This is a genomic window from Pseudomonas sp. GW821-FHT09C09 (genome assembly GCF_059418105.1).
Map to the genome: position 1 here is coordinate 737,163 of NZ_JBWKPF010000003.1, position 16,616 is coordinate 753,778.

A 16,616-nucleotide genomic window follows, 5' to 3' on the forward strand; every position below is an offset into this window, starting at 1 on the left:
CGATCTCAATACTTGATGCAGTAGAAAAGGGCCAAGTTCCTAGGCCGGGTTTCAGTGCCGCCGGCGGCGGCGACGGTGATGCCGTGGGTGTGCGCACCACCTCCACCCACGCCGACGTTGTGGGCGTGGTGGCCGGCAGCGTCCATACCGATGTTGTGCGCGTGCGCACCAGCCCAGGACGTTTCGTGAGCGCCACCTGATTGCTGTACCGAGTTGATGCCGCCCGCGCCCTGGCCGATACCTGGCGAACTCGGCGCGGAGTGGTTGTGCGCGCCCTGGGCGTCAGTCCAGGTTCGGTGAACGTGGTTGCCCTGGGCGTCTGTCCAGGCAGCGTGAAGGTGGTCACCCACCGCTGCAGCAGACGCGGTGTGCGCGTGGGAATGGATCATCATGTCCTGATAGACGCCGAACGCCCGGCCAGGATCGAGGCCGCGCCCGTCGTCCCAGCCGCGAGGGAACAGGCCGCGCATATCAGGCAAGTTGAACGTGGTTGTTCCGTCGCCGGCGCCGTAGTGCGTACCTAACCATCCAAACAGCCGCGGATAGGCCGTGCGCGACACCGCCGCACCGTTGCATTTCAGCCATCCCGGCGGGGCAGCAGTCATTGCAAACGCTGCCACCATGCCGGTCATCGAGTCGTCGACCTGCTTCTGCAGCTTGTTCAACGCGGCCGTGGTGGCAAGGATTTCGCTGCTGTTGGTGGTCGGGTCATCGCTCTTGGCGTTGGGCAGGTTGCCCAGATCCACGTCTTCTTTGGTCGTGCCCCTTGCGCGTAGAGCTTCGTAATCACCATCACGCGCCGCGAAGTGCTGCATGAGCGCGCCGGCGATCGGCTCCGCTGGGCGCGCATCATAGATTTCTGTCGCAGAGGCGTAATAGACGATCGGCACGCAGTAATGGCGAACGCCAGCCGCGTCGGTGTAATCGCCCTTTTCTCCATAAACGACCTTCCACGTCGCCACCCGATCGTTCAACTGCCGTTCCAGGCACACGTCGAGGGTGATTGTTCCGACGGGAATAACGCCGGTGAATGCCCACGGCTTTGACATAAACACCCGAATGCCTTCGATGTAGGCCGTACCGGCATTCAGTTGGAACCCGTTATCGCTCTTTGCGAATGCCAGAGCTTTACCGAAAAAACAGGCGCGACCGTACATTTCACGATTGCTCAGGCGCTCGCGCTCATCGATCCCGGCAAGGCGCACGGTGAAGTCATGCTGCCAAGTGCTGGCATCGATCGTTACGCCGGTAAGCGCCTGGGCGCCGTCGAACGCCACCAGAAAGTTGCGCGTGACGTTGTTGCCGATCTGCAGCGGCGGGATGTTCTTGCGCTTCTGCTGCAGCGGGACGTAGGAGACGGCAAACAGCAGGCCGTCCGCGTCCTCGAGGCCGACCCAGTTGAAGTCCCAGTCGCCGATGTCGGAACCGAGCTGGGCGCTGTAGACAACTTGGTTCGGATTCACAAATCCCCGGTTTTCCTCGGGGATGTCGTAGACCTGGACAATCTGGCCCGCCGGCGGCTTGCCAGCGGCGCGATCCACCGGCGTTTCGGGATCAAGCCCGGGCACGTTGGCGAAGATGAATTTCGTCACAACCAGGGGCTTTTTCTGGCCTTGTTTCAGGGCGATCTGGCTTTCGCCGGCCAAAGTGATACTGGCGCTCACGGTGCGCTCCTACAGGCTGGCGACCAGCGTCTGCTGGTCGTCGTTGAAGTCGATCAGGCCGATTTGCAGGCCCACGGGGGTAATGGTCACGAAGTCATAGCGCCGGCAGGTGCGGCCGTACTGCTGGATCAGCACACGCAACAACTCCGGATTGAGGGACAGCTGCGCGTTGCTGAACTTGAGCAGCACCACGTCCCAGTCACGCCCGGGCTGGCGTTCCTCGATCTCGACGTAGCCGACGCCCAGGCGCTCGAAAATGCGCTTCATGCCGGCAGTGCTGCCGGCGTCCACTGAGTTGATGAAGGCGAATTTCACGCGCAGGCGGAACAGGGCTTCCGGTTCACCGGTGAAGCGCGTCACGTCACGCTGCCAGGCCCACAGTTCCAGAATAGCCAGGTGGCAGGTGTCGGGATCGATCTGCAGGTAGGGCCAGCGCAACCAGCTGGTGACGGTTTCCCACCAGGACTGTGCAGCGGCCAATAACTTCGACAGCTCGGTGCCGCCGAGCCAGAAAGGCAACTTGAGCTTGGTCATTGCGCCGTCACCTGCAACTGGCCCAGGCGCGGAATGTTCAGCCCGCTGATGATGTCCTGACCGGGTAGAAACCGCAGGGACGCGATGTCCTCGAACTGCTGGTGAATCTCTTCACTGAGCCGGCTGTAGCTGAAACGCGATTGCGGATAGGTCAGCGTCGGCTGGTAATCCGTCGCGGTGCTTTCGCGAAAAGCAGCCCGCACGAACAGTTCCACCTCTTTCACCAGGGCGGCGATCTGCTCGGCGCTCAAGTTGGGCTTGGGCCACAGCCACAGCGTCACGGTCACCGAGACCTCGGGCATGACCATGGCCAGCAGATCGTCGCCATGGCCGTGGTTGCCTTGGTCGCGAATGTGCGCGTTGATTTGCTGCAGGTAGGCGTCCGCCGGCACACCCGCATCGAACAGGATGTAGGCATTGGCACTGCCCGGGCCACGGGGCGCGCCGTGTTCGAAATACACACCATCCGGCCGCACGCCCGGGAAGGCGGAAATCATGGCGCGATACACCGCGTCGGTGTGCCACTGGTTGACCGCCGAGAACTGGTTACGCACGCGCAGGCGCAACTGGTCGTTGGGTTCCGGATCTGCACCTGGGGATTCCAGCCAACCGTCTTTGTTCACCACCTGCACGATGCCAGGAATCGGCACCGGCAGGATCGCGTAATACCCCGGCGCCAGGTTGAAGCCACTACCGGCCTCGACTGCCTCCACGGGAACGTCCAGCTGCAGCTGGCCCTGCTGGAACGTCGCCGGCGCCGTCGTAACCAGTTTGTAGACGTTGCCATTGATCGCGGCAGACTGCACCACGATCCCCTTTTCCAACTCCAGCACGCCGTCCGGAATGGCCCGAGTGAACAGCAGTTTTCCCTGGGCCTTGGTCGCACCCTTGCGCTCGACGTTCACTGCCCAGGCCAGCGTATCCAGCCAGGCGTCAACCGCCGTTTTCACGAAAAAGTTGGGCAGCACGGTCATGCACAGGAAGTCCAGCAGCCACAAAACCGGCTTGGTCACCAGCGCGGTCATCACCCGCCAGAACGGCGAATAACTGCTGGTGTTGGCCACTTTCGCGCCCTGGGCTTCAACTTCCTTTTCCCACTCAGCCTTCAACGCCGCCTCAGTGGTCGGGATGCCGGCATCGGCGATCACCTTTTTAAAATCGACGCTCACAGACTTACCTCAATCGATCCAAACTTCAGGGTTTTGGCGGTCACCAGGTAAAGGCCTGGTTCCTGTTGGGTGATGCGTGCCGTCCCCGGCACCAGACGCACGTCGCCCTCCACCAGCAGTTCCATCCGCTGGATGCAGTCGCGCTGACGCAGGCGATCGCGCTCGGCCACCAGCGTCACCAACAGCCCGCTGTCGCGGATCATGTGGGCGATGTCCTGGGCGATGCAGGCACGGTCATCGATCAAACGGGGCTGGTTCGAAGGATCCAGCGCCAGGTCGTTGCCGACGATCAGCAGATCCACGTACTCACTCATCCGCCCACCGCCATGGCGACCATGTTTTCCATTTCCAGCGGCGTCATCTGCTTACCGGTGTTGATGGTCACGTTTTCCACATGCGTGCCCTTGTTCTGGCTGCTGTTGTTGTTCTGAATGCTGGTCAGCAGGCCGCCCGCCGGCACGGCAGACGGACGCGCCGGCGACAGGCTTGGAATGGCCGCATTGATGGTCTGCTGGGCTTTCTGCGCAGCGTTGGCGGTGTCGGAGGCGCTGGCAGCGGCGTCGACGCCTGGCACTTCGGGCATGCCGCCGAAGCGCGCTTCGATGTTCACGCCGGGGATGCTGTTCAGCAGCTCGATCACGCCGTTAACGGCCTTGGTGAAAATGCCGACGATGCTGTCCCACGCGGCCTTGGCCATGCCCGACCAGCCGCCCATGGAGTTAAACCAGTCGGACAGCTTCTGCAGCTTGTCGGCGACGAACTGGAACGCGGCCGTGTTCATCAGGGCGCTCGTCCATTCTTTCCAGAAGGCGACCGCCGCCACAATGACCGCCACCAGGGCGACGATCCCGACCACAATCCACACCACCGGGTTGGCCAGCAGCGCCGCGTTGACCAGCCAGATCGCGCCCTGCCACAGCATCATGGCGCCGCGAATCAGCGCCAGGCCGGCGCTCAGCGTGTAGATCACCGCAACGTAAGCGAGGATGGCCAGCTTCTGCAGGATGAACACCGCGACGGTGCGCAGCCCCATCAGTTGGAAGACTTTCCAGACGGTGAGCATGCCCAACCAGGTCATGCGCGCGATGCCCACCACCATGGTCAGTGCCGACATTGCAGCGACGATGCCCATGATCGTCAGCGCAGTGATGCCGATCACGCGGGTGATGTTGGGAAACAGCTGGGTCCAGCGCACCAGCGTTTTGCCGATGTCCACCATCTTGGCCATGAACGGCGACAGCACCGGGATTAGCACCTGACCGAACACCACGCGCATGACTTCGACCAGGGACGCCCACTGTTGCCATGGGTCAACCATCGCCCGCGCCATCTGCTCGGCGTTCTCCAACCCTCGCACCTTGCCCAACTGCTCGATGCCGTTGCGCAGCCGATCGGTGTCCTTGGCCAGCGCGCCGATCACCTGGGCGCCTTCGCCGCCGAAGGCCTCCATCAGCTTGGCGCCGGCGGAGGCACTGGTCAGGTCGCCGAACTTGCCCTGGAGCTTGTCCAGGATGGACATCATCGGCAGCACCTTGCCCTGCTGGTCGGTGAACTTCATCCCGAGCTTTTCCGAGGCCGCGCCGATGTTCTCGAAAAACGCCTTGTAGCGTCCGCCGGCGTCGCCGCCCTCCATGGTGCTGCTCAGCGTGCCGATCACCGCCATCTGTTCAGCCAGGTCGACGCCGGACGTCGTGGCGATCGCCCCGGCTTCCTTGAAGGCGTCTTTCATGGCCGCGCCGCTGGTGCGGAACAGCTGCACCGCCAGCGCCGTCTGGCCTCCGAGCTTTTCGACCCACGCACCTTTACCCATCGCATCGGCTTGGGACTTTTGCAGGTTGTAGAGCGTACCGACGTATTCGCCCATCGTTTCGGCGTCGGTCTTGGTAGCCTTGGCCAGCAGGTTGCTGGTGTTGGTGAAAGTTGCCAGCTGGTTGCCGGCAAGGCCCTTGATGGCGCCCTCGATCAGGTAGGCGGACGCCACAAAGTCCTTGGCGTTCTCGCCATAGTTCACCGCGAACTCCAGCGACTTGGCGTTGAGTGCGGACAGCGCGTCCTCGGCTACGCCCAGCGATCGGACGTCGCCCAGGGCGCGATTGACTTCCAGCGCCGGTTCCATGGATTCGCGAATGGCGACCACGCCCGCCGTCAGACCGCCCAAGCCCAGGCCGATCGTCTTGATGTGCTTTTCGCTTTGATCGGAAAGCTCGGCAAAACCCATTTTCACCTTGCCCAGGGGCGCGGTGACCTTGTCCTGCAAGCTGAGAATGAAAGCCAGGCTGGCGCTACGGTCTGCCAATGTCGTTATCCGTTCAGCGCAAGGGCGATGCCGTTAGCCACGGCAAACTCCATGCGTCTCCAGTGTTCGTCCTCCAGCCACTTGGCCGTCCCCATCGCCTCGGGCGTGGGTTCGGCACCAGGTAGCCAGCGGTTCGTCAGGGCCATCAGCTGGCCCAGGCCGTTTTCACTCAGGCGCTCAGCGTGCTCGAGCGCTTTTTTACGATCACCTCAACGTTGGGCGCGTATTCCTCCAGCAACGCGCCGGCCAACTGCATCACCATCACCGGGTTGGCCAGCAGCGGTTTCAGCGTGGCCTTTTCCTCTTGCTTGACGGTGGTCATCAACAGGTTGTTGCCCGGGGCGACCTTGTTGGTTTGGGTCAGGGCGTTGAAGTACTTGGTCACGTCCGCAGGCGTCAGGTTGAAGGTGAATTCCTGTTCGCCGACTTCCAGGGTGATTTCGGTGTTTTGCTGGCTCATGGGGTATCGCTCTTTTTGAGGTTGGGAAAAGTGGTGCCCTGGGGCGCCGGCGATCGCCGGCAAACGCCAAGGGCGTATTGCTGCAGTCCGACGATCATTTGCCGGCTTTGGGCGAGTTGATCTCGGAGGGTGAAATAATCCTGTCGAGCGTCTGCTGAGAGTTCGGCGCGTCCTGCATCAGCCACGCGGGCGGTGCCGGCGGTGGCGGACACAGATCCGGAGGCGGGACAGGTGGCGCGGACGTACAGCCGGCCAGTGCCATCGCCAACAGCGCGGCGCAGACGTTCGTTTTCAGTGCGTGCATCGGTCAATCCCTTGGTGTTTCGTTGGTCGATCGCGTCCCGCTCGGCGAGCATTTCGCCGCTGATGCGTGCCGCTTCCCGCAGGCCGCTGGCCTCCCATTTCGCGCTGTCGCGCTCGCGCCTGGCTTCGTCGCGCTGGCCTTCGAGCGTGTCGAAACCGATCCAGGCGACCAGGCACAGCACGACCAGGAACAAGGCTTCGCGCAGCATCACAAGCCCTCCGCACACAGCCGGAATTCGGCCAGCCGGCGGTTGTGCAACCCAGGCACAAAGCGCTTATGGCCCTTGGCATCCGTCACAAAAGCCCATACCGGCGTCTTGCCGTCCGGCGCCCAAGCCAGCGCTTTGCAGCCCTCGGCGATGCGACCGGCGTTGATAAGCGCGACCGCTCGACTGGCGCAGGTGCTGGTCACGCCGAAGTTGTGGCCATGACTGGTCAGTGCGTCGAACGTGTTCTGTCCCACGTTGGGGTTGGTGATGCACTCGGCCAGCTGCAACTGCGTTTTGCGGATCACCAGCTGCTCCACCTCGGCGCACTTGGCGGGCGACCAGTAGTCGCCGACCACGACCGGGTACGGGCTGGTAAACCGGGTGATGCCTTTGCAAACCGTGGGCAGTCCGCCGGCGAGCTTGTCCGCGTAAACGGTGTTCTGGCCGTTGCCTTCCCAGGTGCCGAGGAAGATCACCAGCGGCGTGCTGGCCAGCGCGATCACGCCGGCCATGATCCTGCCGCGCAGGCTCATGGGAACCACACGCGCAACAGTGCCGGCACGACCATCTGCAGCACGGCGCCAACCAGCGTCAGGATGGTCAGCAAGCGCCCGACCTTGGAGCCGATCACGTTGACCGCCAGGGTCAACGCCTGCTGTCCCTTGTTCAGTTCCTTGAGCTGGCCAGTCATGTTTTCGAATTGCTGCTCAAGCTTGGTCACGCGAGTCGGCACGGTGTCGTGACGACCCTCAAACTCGTTCATGCGGTGCTCGATCACGGCGAGTTGCCGCTCCAGCGTTCCCAGACGCGAAGTTTCAGTGGTCATCGGCGTTTACTCTTCTCGACGTCCGTCTGGCACGGGACGCACCGGATTATGCCGCCGTGCGCCTGGCGCGCCGGCGGGATAGGTTTGTCGCAGTCCTGGCAATGAGTCAGGCTCGGCCCGACCGGCACAGCCTTGCTCAGCTGGGCTTTGATCGCCTGGTCACGTTGGCGTTGCTCCAGCTCCTGGGCGCGGTCGAACCAGTCCACCATCAGCGCAGCCCCTCAATCTCAGTCGCAGCCAGGTACGGCACGCCGTTGATGTGGATGAAATCAGGGCTGGTCACGTCGAACGGAACCTTGTGTTTGGACTTCTCGCCGCCCTTCGGGTCAATCGCCAGCAGGCTAGACAGCTTCACCTTGCAGCCGAACGCTTCCACCCGCAGTTCCTCGTCTTCGCCGGCCTTAGCGAAGAACACCGCGTCGAAGGGTTTGAGGCCTCGGAAGCTGCCCGCCGAGCGCGCCGCGTCGATCAGCAGATTGAAGTTGGTGGTATCCAGCTCGAATTCGCCGGCAGCGGCCACGTCTCCGTCCACGGTGCCGTCCGGCACGCCCCGCGTTTGGGCCACTGCAGAGTTATCGGTGATATCCAAAGTGCAGCTTTCGACGTGCAGCGCGATATCGCCCAGGTTTACGTCAAAGTTCTTGCCGCCAATCTTCGCCATGGGGCGTTACTCCGTTTGGTCAGTGGAAAGATCCAAGGCGATGTTCGCCGTGAGGTCTTTCGGGCAGTTATGGGGTTTGAGCTTGATGTAGGCCGCGACCTTGGTTTTGGTCAGCCAGGTCAGCACCAGGTCGCCGTCCTTCGGCGGCTCGATGTCGCCGGGGAACACCTGGCCCGCGAACGTGGTGGACTTGGCCATGGCGCGCAGCGGCGCCATCAACTGGTTGGTGTTGACGGCCATGCTGTTGGGGGTGTTGTTCAGTCGGCGATCGGCCACGCGGCGAATCAGCAGCGGGCGGATCTGCCGAGCGGCCTTGTCGGTGATGCGCAGGTATTCCACGACCTGAAAGTCGCTGCCGGCGGTGTCCAGCATGTTGCCGTCGCCCCAGTAAACGCCCGGGTAGTCGGGATAGGTCTGCGAAACCGAATAGCGCGCCCGATCCAACTCGCTGCGCACAGCCGAGGTCAGCGGTACTTTTTCGCCATCGATCGGAACAGGGCCAAGGCCCAGCACGGCACCGGTGGCCACCCGCATCGGGCTGTCAGCGATGCTCACGGATGCGTTGGCCAGGCGACCGGCCAGCACGCCCAGGTCATTGCCGTGCAGTTGCGGTACGACCAGCACACGCGGCGCGGCGAGGTTGGCCAACAGCGCTTTGCGCTCACCGACGTATTGCGCCCAGGTCTGTTCGGCGGTGACGCCAGGAGCGGACGCCATGACGAACACGCGGCGTCCGTAGGTGTTGTTCAGCGCGATCGCCGCGTCATGCATGGCAGAAAGTTCGGCAGCAGAGGTTACCGGCTTGGTAATCACCACAGCTTCGACGGAATAGCCCTGCTGCTGGGCCTTTTCCAACGCCTCGTCCCATTTGCCCTCGGCGCCGATCGGAGCCGCAACGCATGCCCAGCGCTGGCCACCGTTGAGACGGGCAGCGGTGATTTGGGTTTTCAGGTCGCTGGCCGGAACGCCCAGTTCGGCGTCCAGATCGCTGTCCGTGTTCAGCGGCAGGATCTGGCCGACGTTCTTGCCGGCGGGGCCGATGAAAAGAAAGTAACGCTCAATCTCGCTCACAGGCCCCTGGCCCAGGTTGAGATTGTCGACGGTGACTTGACCGAGTGCCATGCAGTGCCTCGTTAGCGGGGTGAAGTTAGGATTTGTTGCAACACCTGGCTAATCAGCAGGTCGGTGTCGCGTTCGGTTTCGGCGCCGATGAACTGGCGTTTCGGGAGCGTGATTTCCCAGCTCTGCGCGCCCGACGACTCGCTGCGCTGGTCGTCCAGGATGCGGATCAGCAAGCCGGCCTTGGCGTAATTCACATGTTCTTGAATCCACGCCACAGACGGCCTGGTCAGGCTCTTTTTGCCGGCCTGGCGCACGCGGAAACCCAAACGACGCAAGCGCTTGGCTTGTTTCTCGGTCGCGGCCAGGCCGGGCGGGGTTTTGTTCCAGCGGCGCATCTGCGCGGCGGTGCGGCGCTCGCTGACGCCATAGTGCTGCTGGGCGGCGACCCATCGGGTCAGAGCGTTTTTCCAGCCCAGTTCCGCTTCATCAGCCGTCAGCCTGGTGACCACCATCAGCTTGGCCAGGCCGGCTTCCATCTTCTTTTTGCCTTTGCCGTCGCCCTGACGCGGGGCGAACGCCGAACCGTCCAGGTTCTGCTGGGCACGCTGACGCTTGCGGCTCATCGTCCGCACGCGCTTGGTCACCTGGTTCAGCAAACGCCGGCGCAACTGCGGCGGCAGGCTCAGCAACGCCAGTTGCTCGCGCACGCCCAAGCGTCCGCGCACGTCGAGTTCGAACGTGCTACGCCCCGCCATTGGTGGCCACCTCGCCGCGCTCGGCGATCCACAGATCAAATGGAACGAACGCCCACGTCTTGCCGAAGGCCTGGATCTCGCCGCCCGGATCTTCGGAGAGATACTGCGGCTCGACGAATTCCAGCGTGACTTCCACGTCGAACAGATCGCTGTCCACAGGCTCCACGGCGAATTCCGGCGCCGGCAGTTCGTGGCGGTCGCGATCGGCGTCGTGAGTCTCCAGCCAACTGCCCACCAGGGCCATCATGCGGGCCGGATTGGCGGCGAAACGCTCCAGGACAATCACGGCGCGATAGTGCATGTCGGCAAAGTGCATGCCGTCGACGTCGGGTTTCCAGATCAGCGACAGCTTGACCTGCTCCGTCCAGCTGTCGAGCTGTTCAGGCTCGACCAGGCGGCGCTCCAGCAGGTAGGCGGTCAACGCCTGCAGCTTGGTCATAGCAATTTCGCCGTGATGCGGCCACGGCCCTGCAGGGCGCGCACAGCCTGCTGACTGAATGCCAGAAACGTGTCTTCACGCTCCGGCGCTTCCTTGCCGGTGTTCTCGGCGCTCTCGCGGCGGGTCACGGTCGCGAACTGCTGCAGGGCGCTGGCCTTGGCGCGGCAATACACGGCGCGCTTGTACACCTTGGCTTTGAATGCACGCTCAGGCAGCAGCATCGGATCGGCTGTTTCCACGGCGACGATGCCTGCTGCAAGCCAGCTGGTTTTGAGCTTGGCCAGGTCGGTATTGACCTCGGCCATCGCGATAAACAAAGCGTCGGTCAGCAGGTCGCCCAGGAACTCCGCCGGCAGGCGATAGCCCTTCTGAAACTCGGCCACGGAGAGGTTCGGCCAAAAGCCGTCGTTCTCGATCGCCTGTTCCACAACAGTGGTGGGTTTCCCGGAAAAGCTCATTGCTGACCGCTCGAATTAGGGCGGGGAGACTGTTTTTCGTGGGGCTGTCCATGAATGGCAGACACACGTCCACAGTTCCCCGCTGGGGGGGTAGTCGGTTATTGGGCGCCGGTGACGGCGGGTGTTTGTTTGGCGATCGCTTTGCGGCACTTCGCAATGCGCGTTTCGTTGCCGGCTTTCGCGTACAGCTCGGTGGAGCGCTCCAAGTGCTCGAGCGCGATTTCCCACTGCTCGGCCTCCATGGCGCGCATGCCGATCAACTTGTGGTACTTGCTCGGGATCTGTTCGGGCAGATCCCATTCGCCGTCGACACGCGGCAGCAGGTCGGAAAGGTACGGTTCCGGGCTGCGCTGGGCGTTATATTCACGGAAAGCCCATTCGATCACCGCGTCCGCTACGAACGTCTGCACGTTGCGCTTGAAGCGCTCCGGCATTTCCTGGCCCTGCTCGATCGCGAAGTCCGCCAGTTCCAGACCGTCTTCGAACTGCTCGGTGTCGAACAGCCAGACCATCACCTGCACCAGGACGGGGTTCTGCATCACCAGGCCCGAATCCATGTAGCGCTGGATGAAGTCCTGGTACTTGGGCAGCAACTCAGTTCGCTTAAGCGTTTGTTTGCTCGCCAAGTTCTTTAAATCGCTCAAGCGCTTCAGGTCTTCATCCAGCGAGGCCTGCATCAGCAGCAGGTGTTTTTTCGCGTTGGCTGGGCTGCTCAGGGCTTCCGCCGGCGAATACGCCAGCGGTGCCGCTGCAGCAGCGATCACTGCAGCAGTTCCCTGAGCCAAAATGCGGCGCTTGTGGGCAAGGGCCAGGCTCACTTCACCAGCTCCACGTTTTCGGTCAGCGCGATCTTTTCCAGCTGCTCGATCACGTAGCCCTCGTTGCGGCTGTTGTAATCCTCGACGCGGGAACGTTTCGGGTTGTCCACGGTTTGCTTGCGCCAGCTGGAGTCCTGGAAGTAGATCGACAGGTTGTCCCAACTGGTGACCAGCACGCCGTTGACCGGGAAGAACGGAACGCTAAAGCTCGGCAGACCGCCGTAGGTGGCGATCACCTGGGCGTCCTCGATGCGCTCTTTCTCGGTCGGGGTGTCGCCCTGCTTGGCATACAGCTTGGCCTTGTCAGCAGCCAGCAGGTCGGTGCCGATGATCGCCACCAGGTCGCCGCTGTCGCGCAGACGCTCGTCCACCATTTGCTTGGTGTCATGCACCAGGGCGTCCAGGTTCTCGTAATCACCACCCGGCCCCATGGTGACCTTGCCAGGTGTATTGCCTTCCTTGAGAACCTGCTGCGGCGCCTGCTCGCGCAGTTGTTGCAGCCAGCCTTTGTTCACGTCCTGCAGCATCGGATAGGCTTCGATGTCGGTCTGCGCAGCCGCCTTCACACCGTGGAAACCGACCATGATGCGATCCAGGGCGATCTGTTTCTGCACAGCAGCCGAATACTTCTGATGGAAGTCCGGGAACTTGGCCCAGGCATCGATCTTCGCGTAGGGCAGGCCCACATCCGATTCGGTCGACGACAGTTCGTAGGTGCTGTTATCCAGCGCCGAAGCGTCCTTTGCCACGCGGTCGGTGGTCTTGGTGTTGGTGCGGCCTGTCACCGGGCCAGACACGCCAATAAACACCTTCTCGCCCTTGATCTCGGTCACCGGAATGACGTTGATGCGTTGCAGGAAGTCCGACTTGGCGGTGATAGCCTCGTTCAGTTCCTGGGCGATCGACGGTTCAACAGAGAACATCTTGCTGGCCAGCTCGACACCGTAGGTCTCGGCGATCGCCAGCTGCATTTCGGCGTACATCTTGGCGCCGTAGGCGCTCAGTGAACGGGCCATGTCAGAGCACCCGCACTTTGGATTTGTCGGCGGCGCCGGTGGTGCGCGGCAATTGCCGACCGGCAGGGGTGTTTTTCAGTGCGGTGAACTGCTTCTCCAGGCGACCCAGCGCGGCCAGGACAGCTTTGTTGCCGGCACCGCTGCGCTTGAACTCGCGTTCTTCCTCGGCAGTGGTGACGATTTCGTCTACTGCAGCGCTGACATCATCGATCGGGGCCTGATCGGGTTCTGGTGCGTCTTCGGCGGCAGGCTCGATCACGGCCTGAATGCCGGCAGCGACGACCAGCAGCTGGGCCAGCAGGGCTTTCAAGGCCGTTGCGGTAGCTTCATCCATTGGGGGGTTGCTCTCGGTTGGGGTTTGCGGGGTGGTTTCGTTGGGCGTGTCTTCAATCCCGAAACGCTTGAACAGGCGGGTGAACATGGCGGCAAGGCGCCCGATTTCGCCCTGCGGCTCGGTTTCGCGCAGAGGGCCGAGTTCTTGCGAGGCGGCGTAGTACGCGGCGCGACTGGTGCGATTGGAGAAATACAGCTCTTGCGTGCCGAGGCTCGCCGGCGAATCAGTCACCGCCAGGCCCGTCAGATAGGCCTTTCCGCTGCCGGCGAAATTCGGGGTTATTTCAATGCTGCTGAACAGCTTCTGGCCCTGGTCGTTGAGGTACAGAAGGCGATCGTTCGGTTTCAGCTGCGCTTCCAGCGCGATCTGGCCAGGCTCAAGATCCTCGCCCTCTTCAACCAAACGCACGGCGAATACGGTGCCGTGCGAGCCTGGCCAGCGTTCGTGGTCGCACCAGATCACCGCCGTGTATTTGGCAGGCGTGTAGGTCTCGGCGATGTCGCGCAGTTCCTGGGGCAGGATCTCGCGGCCATCGACGGTCGGGCCGCTGGTGGCAACACGTTTCCAGTAGGAGACAAGGGAACGGGGCATAGTGGGTAACTGCGCTCAATCACTGAATGAGTCGCCACGATAGGGAGCCGTTTACCGCCAAACAAACGGTTCAATTTCGATCGTCTCCTATTTCAGGAAAGTAGGAGGTTCGCGGAAATTGTCTGCGCGTTTCCGTCGTTTTCGCCGCATAGACTGCGGCCCATGAACTACCCGACTGAAGTCAAAGAAGCCGCAAAACGCCTCTACCTGCGCCGCTGTTCGGTGAAAGAAATACAGGCGCATTTGAAGCTGCCCAACATCCGTATCGTCTACTACTGGATTCGCCAAGGCGGCTGGGACGAGATGCTGACGGATGAAGAACCGTTGAGCGCGGTCAACCGGCGAATAACCCTGATCCTTGAAAAGATCGATCCGCTGACGAAAGCCGAACTGGACGAACTGGAGCGACTGACGGGCCTGCTTGAGCGTCTGAAAAAGCTCGCAGCCAAACCTGCGCCGGCGGCGGCAACAGATCGTCCGGACGAGCCTCGCGAACGTCAGCCTGGTCAACGCCGTGAGCGTGGTGAGGGCGGCGGCAAGAAGCGCGAAAAGAAGGCAAAGAACGACATCAGCGGCCTAACCGAAGTGGACTTCCTGGATAAGTTCATCTCGAAAATGTACGGCTACCAGAAAGAGCTGTTCGAGGCGAAACAGAACCCGCTGACCCGGCGTGTCCGGAACATTCTCAAGAGCCGTCAGGTCGGCCTGACCTACTACTTCGCCGGCGAAGCATTCATGGACGCCGTGTTGAGCGGTGATAACCAGGTGTTCCTGTCGGCCAGCCGATCGCAGTCCGAGATCTTCCGCAGCTACATCATCCAGTTCGCCAAGCAATGGTTTGATATTGAGCTGACCGGTAACCCGATCACCCTGAGCAACGGCGCCGAGCTGCGCTTTCTCAGCACCAACAGCAGCACCGCCCAGGGCTACCACGGCCACGTCTACGTGGACGAATATTTCTGGATTCGCGACTTCGAAAAACTCAGCACCGTGGCCAGCGCCATGGGCACCCACAAGAAGTGGCGCAAAACCTATTTCTCGACCCCCAGCGCCGTGTCGCACCAGGCGTATCCATTCTGGTCGGGCGAGGAGTTCCGCAACAGCAAGCGCGGCAAGAAGGCCGGCGGTGTGTGGCCGAGCGAAACGGCCTACACACAGGGCGCGCTGTGTCCGGACGGCCAGTGGCGCAAAACGATCACCCTGGACGATGCGATCGCCGGCGGCTGCGATTTGTTCGACCTGGAGCAGCTGCAGCTGGAGTACGACGAGGACAAGTTTCAACAGCTGTTCTACTGCAAGTTCATCGACAGCACCCAAAGCGCGTTCAGTCTCAAGGATCTGGAGCGCTGCTACTCGGATCTGTCGTTGTGGGAGGACTACAACCCGGATCTGGATCGCCCGTTCGGCAACAGCCCGGTGTGGCTGGGGTACGACCCGAGTCGCACCCGCGACGACGCCACCTGTGTGGTCATCGCGCCCCCGCTCGAACCCGGGGCGAAGTTCCGGATCCTGGAGAAGCACAGCTGGCGGGGCCATTCGTTCACCTATCAGGCTGCACAGGTCAAGAAGCTGACCGAGCGTTTCAACGTGCAGCACATCGGCATCGATGTCACAGGCGTGGGTTACGGCGTTTTCGACCTGGTGCGCGACTTCTACGCCAAGGCGACACCGATTCACTACAGCCTTGAAGCGAAAAACGCTCTGGTTTTGAAAGCCCAGGACACGATCCAAGGCAGTCGCATCGAGTGGGACGCCGGTTGGACAGATATTGCTCAGGCATTCCTGACCATCAAGCGCGGCGCCACCAACAGCGGCCAAATCACCTACAGCGCATCGCGCACCGATGCCACCGGCCACGCCGACATTGCCTGGGCGGTTATGCACGCCCTGGCCAACGAACCTTTGAACACCAACAAGCGGCGCCGTAGCCGCTACGTCACGAGTAACCAGAGCAGCCATGGCCAACCGCAAACGCAGAAAGCACCACACAGCCCAACCACAGCAGCAGCCGATGCGTTCATTCACGTTCGGGGAGCCGGAACAGGTGCTGTCCGGCAACATCGGCGAGTACGTGGGCGTGTTTCCAAGCGACGACGGCAAGATCTACAAACCACCGGTATCGCGGGCGGGCTTGGCCAAACTGCTGCGCGCCAACGCACACCACGGCGCCATTCCAAAGTTCAAGCGCAACCTGCTGTTGCGTGAGTTCATTGCATCGGCAGGCTGCAGCACTGAGACCATGGGTCGTGCCGGCCTGGACTATATGGTTTTCGGCGAGCTGTATTGCTTCAAGCACCAGAATGCTTTTGGCCAAACGCTGGAATTGGAACACTTGCCGGCCATCAACATGCGGGTAAAGGTCGATGGTGGATTTTTGATGTTGCTGCCGGATAACAAGGAAATGGAGTTCGACCAGGACGAGATCGTTCACGTGATGGACTACGACGTCGAACAGAACATTTATGGCGTGCCGGACTATCTGGGCGGCCTGCAGGCATTGCTATTGAATGAGGCGGCGACTCTTTTCCGCCGGCGGTACTACAGCAACGGTGCCCACGCTGGATACATTTTCTACACCAACGACCCTGATCTGACCGAAGAGGATGAGGACGAGTTGCGAGCGCAGATCAGCGCAAGCAAGGGCGTAGGCAACTTCCGATCGATGTTCGTGAATATCCCCAACGGCAAAGAGAACGCGATACAGATAATCCCGGTGGGCGACTTCCAGGCGAAAGACGAATTGGAGAAGGTGAAGAACATCACCCGAAACGACGTCATCGCAGCCTGGCGAATGAACCCGGCGCTGGCCGGCATCATCCCGGAAAACAACGGTGGATTTGGCGACATCGAAAAGATTGATCGCGTGTACACCAGCAACGAGATTCGCCCTATCTGCCAACTGTTTGACCAGCTGAACGATTCACTGCGAGCTGATCGACGTTTCGAGTGGCGTGCGCCGGTGGAACCAGACACAGCGAATTGAAGCTGCTTCACGTAGAATAGTGTATGTACATACACCTT

Annotated in this window: 21 protein-coding genes; 2 read left to right on the forward strand and 19 right to left on the reverse strand. The window is 61.8% G+C overall.

The features are described from left to right. Window positions 1-5: 5 nt before the first annotated feature. The 19 genes from AC07NR_RS13120 to AC07NR_RS13210 form a co-directional block, all read right to left on the reverse strand. Window positions 6-1,664, reverse strand: a complete 1,659-nt coding sequence (locus tag AC07NR_RS13120; protein WP_495078718.1) for a phage tail-collar fiber domain-containing protein — start codon at window positions 1,662-1,664, stop codon at window positions 6-8. Window positions 1,665-1,673: 9 nt separating this feature from the next. Further along, a complete protein-coding gene (locus AC07NR_RS13125) occupies window positions 1,674-2,198 on the reverse strand; it encodes a phage tail protein (RefSeq protein WP_085649253.1) in 525 nt (174 codons plus the stop codon). Beyond that, window positions 2,195-3,367, reverse strand: a complete 1,173-nt coding sequence (locus tag AC07NR_RS13130; protein ID WP_495078719.1) for a baseplate J/gp47 family protein — start codon at window positions 3,365-3,367, stop codon at window positions 2,195-2,197. The genes AC07NR_RS13125 and AC07NR_RS13130 overlap by 4 nt, the downstream gene beginning before the upstream one ends. Then, window positions 3,364-3,681 carry a DUF2590 family protein gene (locus AC07NR_RS13135; protein WP_495078720.1) on the reverse strand — a complete coding sequence of 106 codons (318 nt, stop codon included), beginning with the start codon at window positions 3,679-3,681 and terminating at the stop codon, window positions 3,364-3,366. The genes AC07NR_RS13130 and AC07NR_RS13135 overlap by 4 nt, the downstream gene beginning before the upstream one ends. Further along, a complete protein-coding gene (locus tag AC07NR_RS13140; RefSeq protein WP_495078721.1) occupies window positions 3,678-5,663 on the reverse strand; it encodes a phage tail tape measure protein in 1,986 nt (661 codons plus the stop codon). The genes AC07NR_RS13135 and AC07NR_RS13140 overlap by 4 nt, the downstream gene beginning before the upstream one ends. Window positions 5,664-5,668: 5 nt before the next feature. Continuing rightward, the gene (locus AC07NR_RS13145) at window positions 5,669-5,809 is read right to left on the reverse strand and encodes a DUF6890 family protein (RefSeq protein WP_039013052.1); all 141 of its coding nucleotides are present in this window, start codon (window positions 5,807-5,809) and stop codon (window positions 5,669-5,671) included. Between the two features lie 23 nt (window positions 5,810-5,832). Continuing rightward, window positions 5,833-6,123, reverse strand: coding sequence for a putative phage tail assembly chaperone (locus AC07NR_RS13150; RefSeq protein WP_085654345.1), 291 nt, complete (start codon window positions 6,121-6,123; stop codon window positions 5,833-5,835). Further along, complete coding sequence (locus AC07NR_RS13155) at window positions 6,120-6,635, reverse strand: lysis system i-spanin subunit Rz (protein WP_495078722.1); 516 nt, start codon at window positions 6,633-6,635, stop codon at window positions 6,120-6,122. Before AC07NR_RS13155 ends, AC07NR_RS13150 begins: the two co-directional genes overlap by 4 nt. Further along, window positions 6,635-7,168: a lysozyme gene (locus AC07NR_RS13160; protein ID WP_495078723.1), complete on the reverse strand. Its 534-nt coding sequence runs from the start codon at window positions 7,166-7,168 to the stop codon at window positions 6,635-6,637. Before AC07NR_RS13160 ends, AC07NR_RS13155 begins: the two co-directional genes overlap by 1 nt. Next, window positions 7,165-7,461, reverse strand: coding sequence for a hypothetical protein (locus AC07NR_RS13165; RefSeq protein WP_025111125.1), 297 nt, complete (start codon window positions 7,459-7,461; stop codon window positions 7,165-7,167). The genes AC07NR_RS13160 and AC07NR_RS13165 overlap by 4 nt, the downstream gene beginning before the upstream one ends. Beyond that, complete coding sequence (locus AC07NR_RS13170) at window positions 7,458-7,670, reverse strand: TraR/DksA C4-type zinc finger protein (protein ID WP_495078724.1); 213 nt, start codon at window positions 7,668-7,670, stop codon at window positions 7,458-7,460. The genes AC07NR_RS13165 and AC07NR_RS13170 overlap by 4 nt, the downstream gene beginning before the upstream one ends. Next, complete coding sequence (locus tag AC07NR_RS13175) at window positions 7,670-8,122, reverse strand: phage protein (protein WP_495078725.1); 453 nt, start codon at window positions 8,120-8,122, stop codon at window positions 7,670-7,672. Before AC07NR_RS13175 ends, AC07NR_RS13170 begins: the two co-directional genes overlap by 1 nt. Window positions 8,123-8,128: 6 nt before the next feature. Further along, on the reverse strand, window positions 8,129-9,244 hold the full coding sequence (locus AC07NR_RS13180) for a DUF2586 domain-containing protein (protein ID WP_495078726.1): 1,116 nt from the start codon (window positions 9,242-9,244) through the stop codon (window positions 8,129-8,131). A gap of 11 nt (window positions 9,245-9,255) precedes the next feature. Then, window positions 9,256-9,939, reverse strand: a complete 684-nt coding sequence (locus AC07NR_RS13185; RefSeq protein WP_495078727.1) for a phage virion morphogenesis protein — start codon at window positions 9,937-9,939, stop codon at window positions 9,256-9,258. After that, entirely contained in the window at window positions 9,926-10,378 is a 453-nt protein-coding gene (locus AC07NR_RS13190) for a phage tail protein (RefSeq protein ID WP_495078728.1), read from the reverse strand. Before AC07NR_RS13190 ends, AC07NR_RS13185 begins: the two co-directional genes overlap by 14 nt. Beyond that, complete coding sequence (locus tag AC07NR_RS13195) at window positions 10,375-10,836, reverse strand: head completion/stabilization protein (protein WP_121186340.1); 462 nt, start codon at window positions 10,834-10,836, stop codon at window positions 10,375-10,377. Before AC07NR_RS13195 ends, AC07NR_RS13190 begins: the two co-directional genes overlap by 4 nt. A 98-nt stretch (window positions 10,837-10,934) precedes the next feature. Further along, window positions 10,935-11,654, reverse strand: a complete 720-nt coding sequence (gene gpM, locus AC07NR_RS13200) for a phage terminase small subunit (protein ID WP_495078729.1) — start codon at window positions 11,652-11,654, stop codon at window positions 10,935-10,937. Next, window positions 11,651-12,670, reverse strand: a complete 1,020-nt coding sequence (locus tag AC07NR_RS13205) for a phage major capsid protein, P2 family (RefSeq protein WP_221397786.1) — start codon at window positions 12,668-12,670, stop codon at window positions 11,651-11,653. Before AC07NR_RS13205 ends, gpM begins: the two co-directional genes overlap by 4 nt. 1 nt (window position 12,671) lies before the next feature. Further along, window positions 12,672-13,595 (reverse strand): GPO family capsid scaffolding protein, encoded by a 924-nt coding sequence (locus AC07NR_RS13210; protein WP_495078730.1) that lies wholly within the window; start codon window positions 13,593-13,595, stop codon window positions 12,672-12,674. 162 nt (window positions 13,596-13,757) lie between these two features. Here AC07NR_RS13210 and AC07NR_RS13215 point away from each other — a divergent pair, with 162 nt between their 5' ends. Further along, complete coding sequence (locus AC07NR_RS13215) at window positions 13,758-15,800, forward strand: terminase large subunit domain-containing protein (protein ID WP_495078731.1); 2,043 nt, start codon at window positions 13,758-13,760, stop codon at window positions 15,798-15,800. Beyond that, on the forward strand, window positions 15,727-16,578 hold the full coding sequence (locus AC07NR_RS13220; protein WP_495078732.1) for a phage portal protein: 852 nt from the start codon (window positions 15,727-15,729) through the stop codon (window positions 16,576-16,578). Before AC07NR_RS13215 ends, AC07NR_RS13220 begins: the two co-directional genes overlap by 74 nt. The last annotated feature ends 38 nt before the right edge of the window (window positions 16,579-16,616 follow it).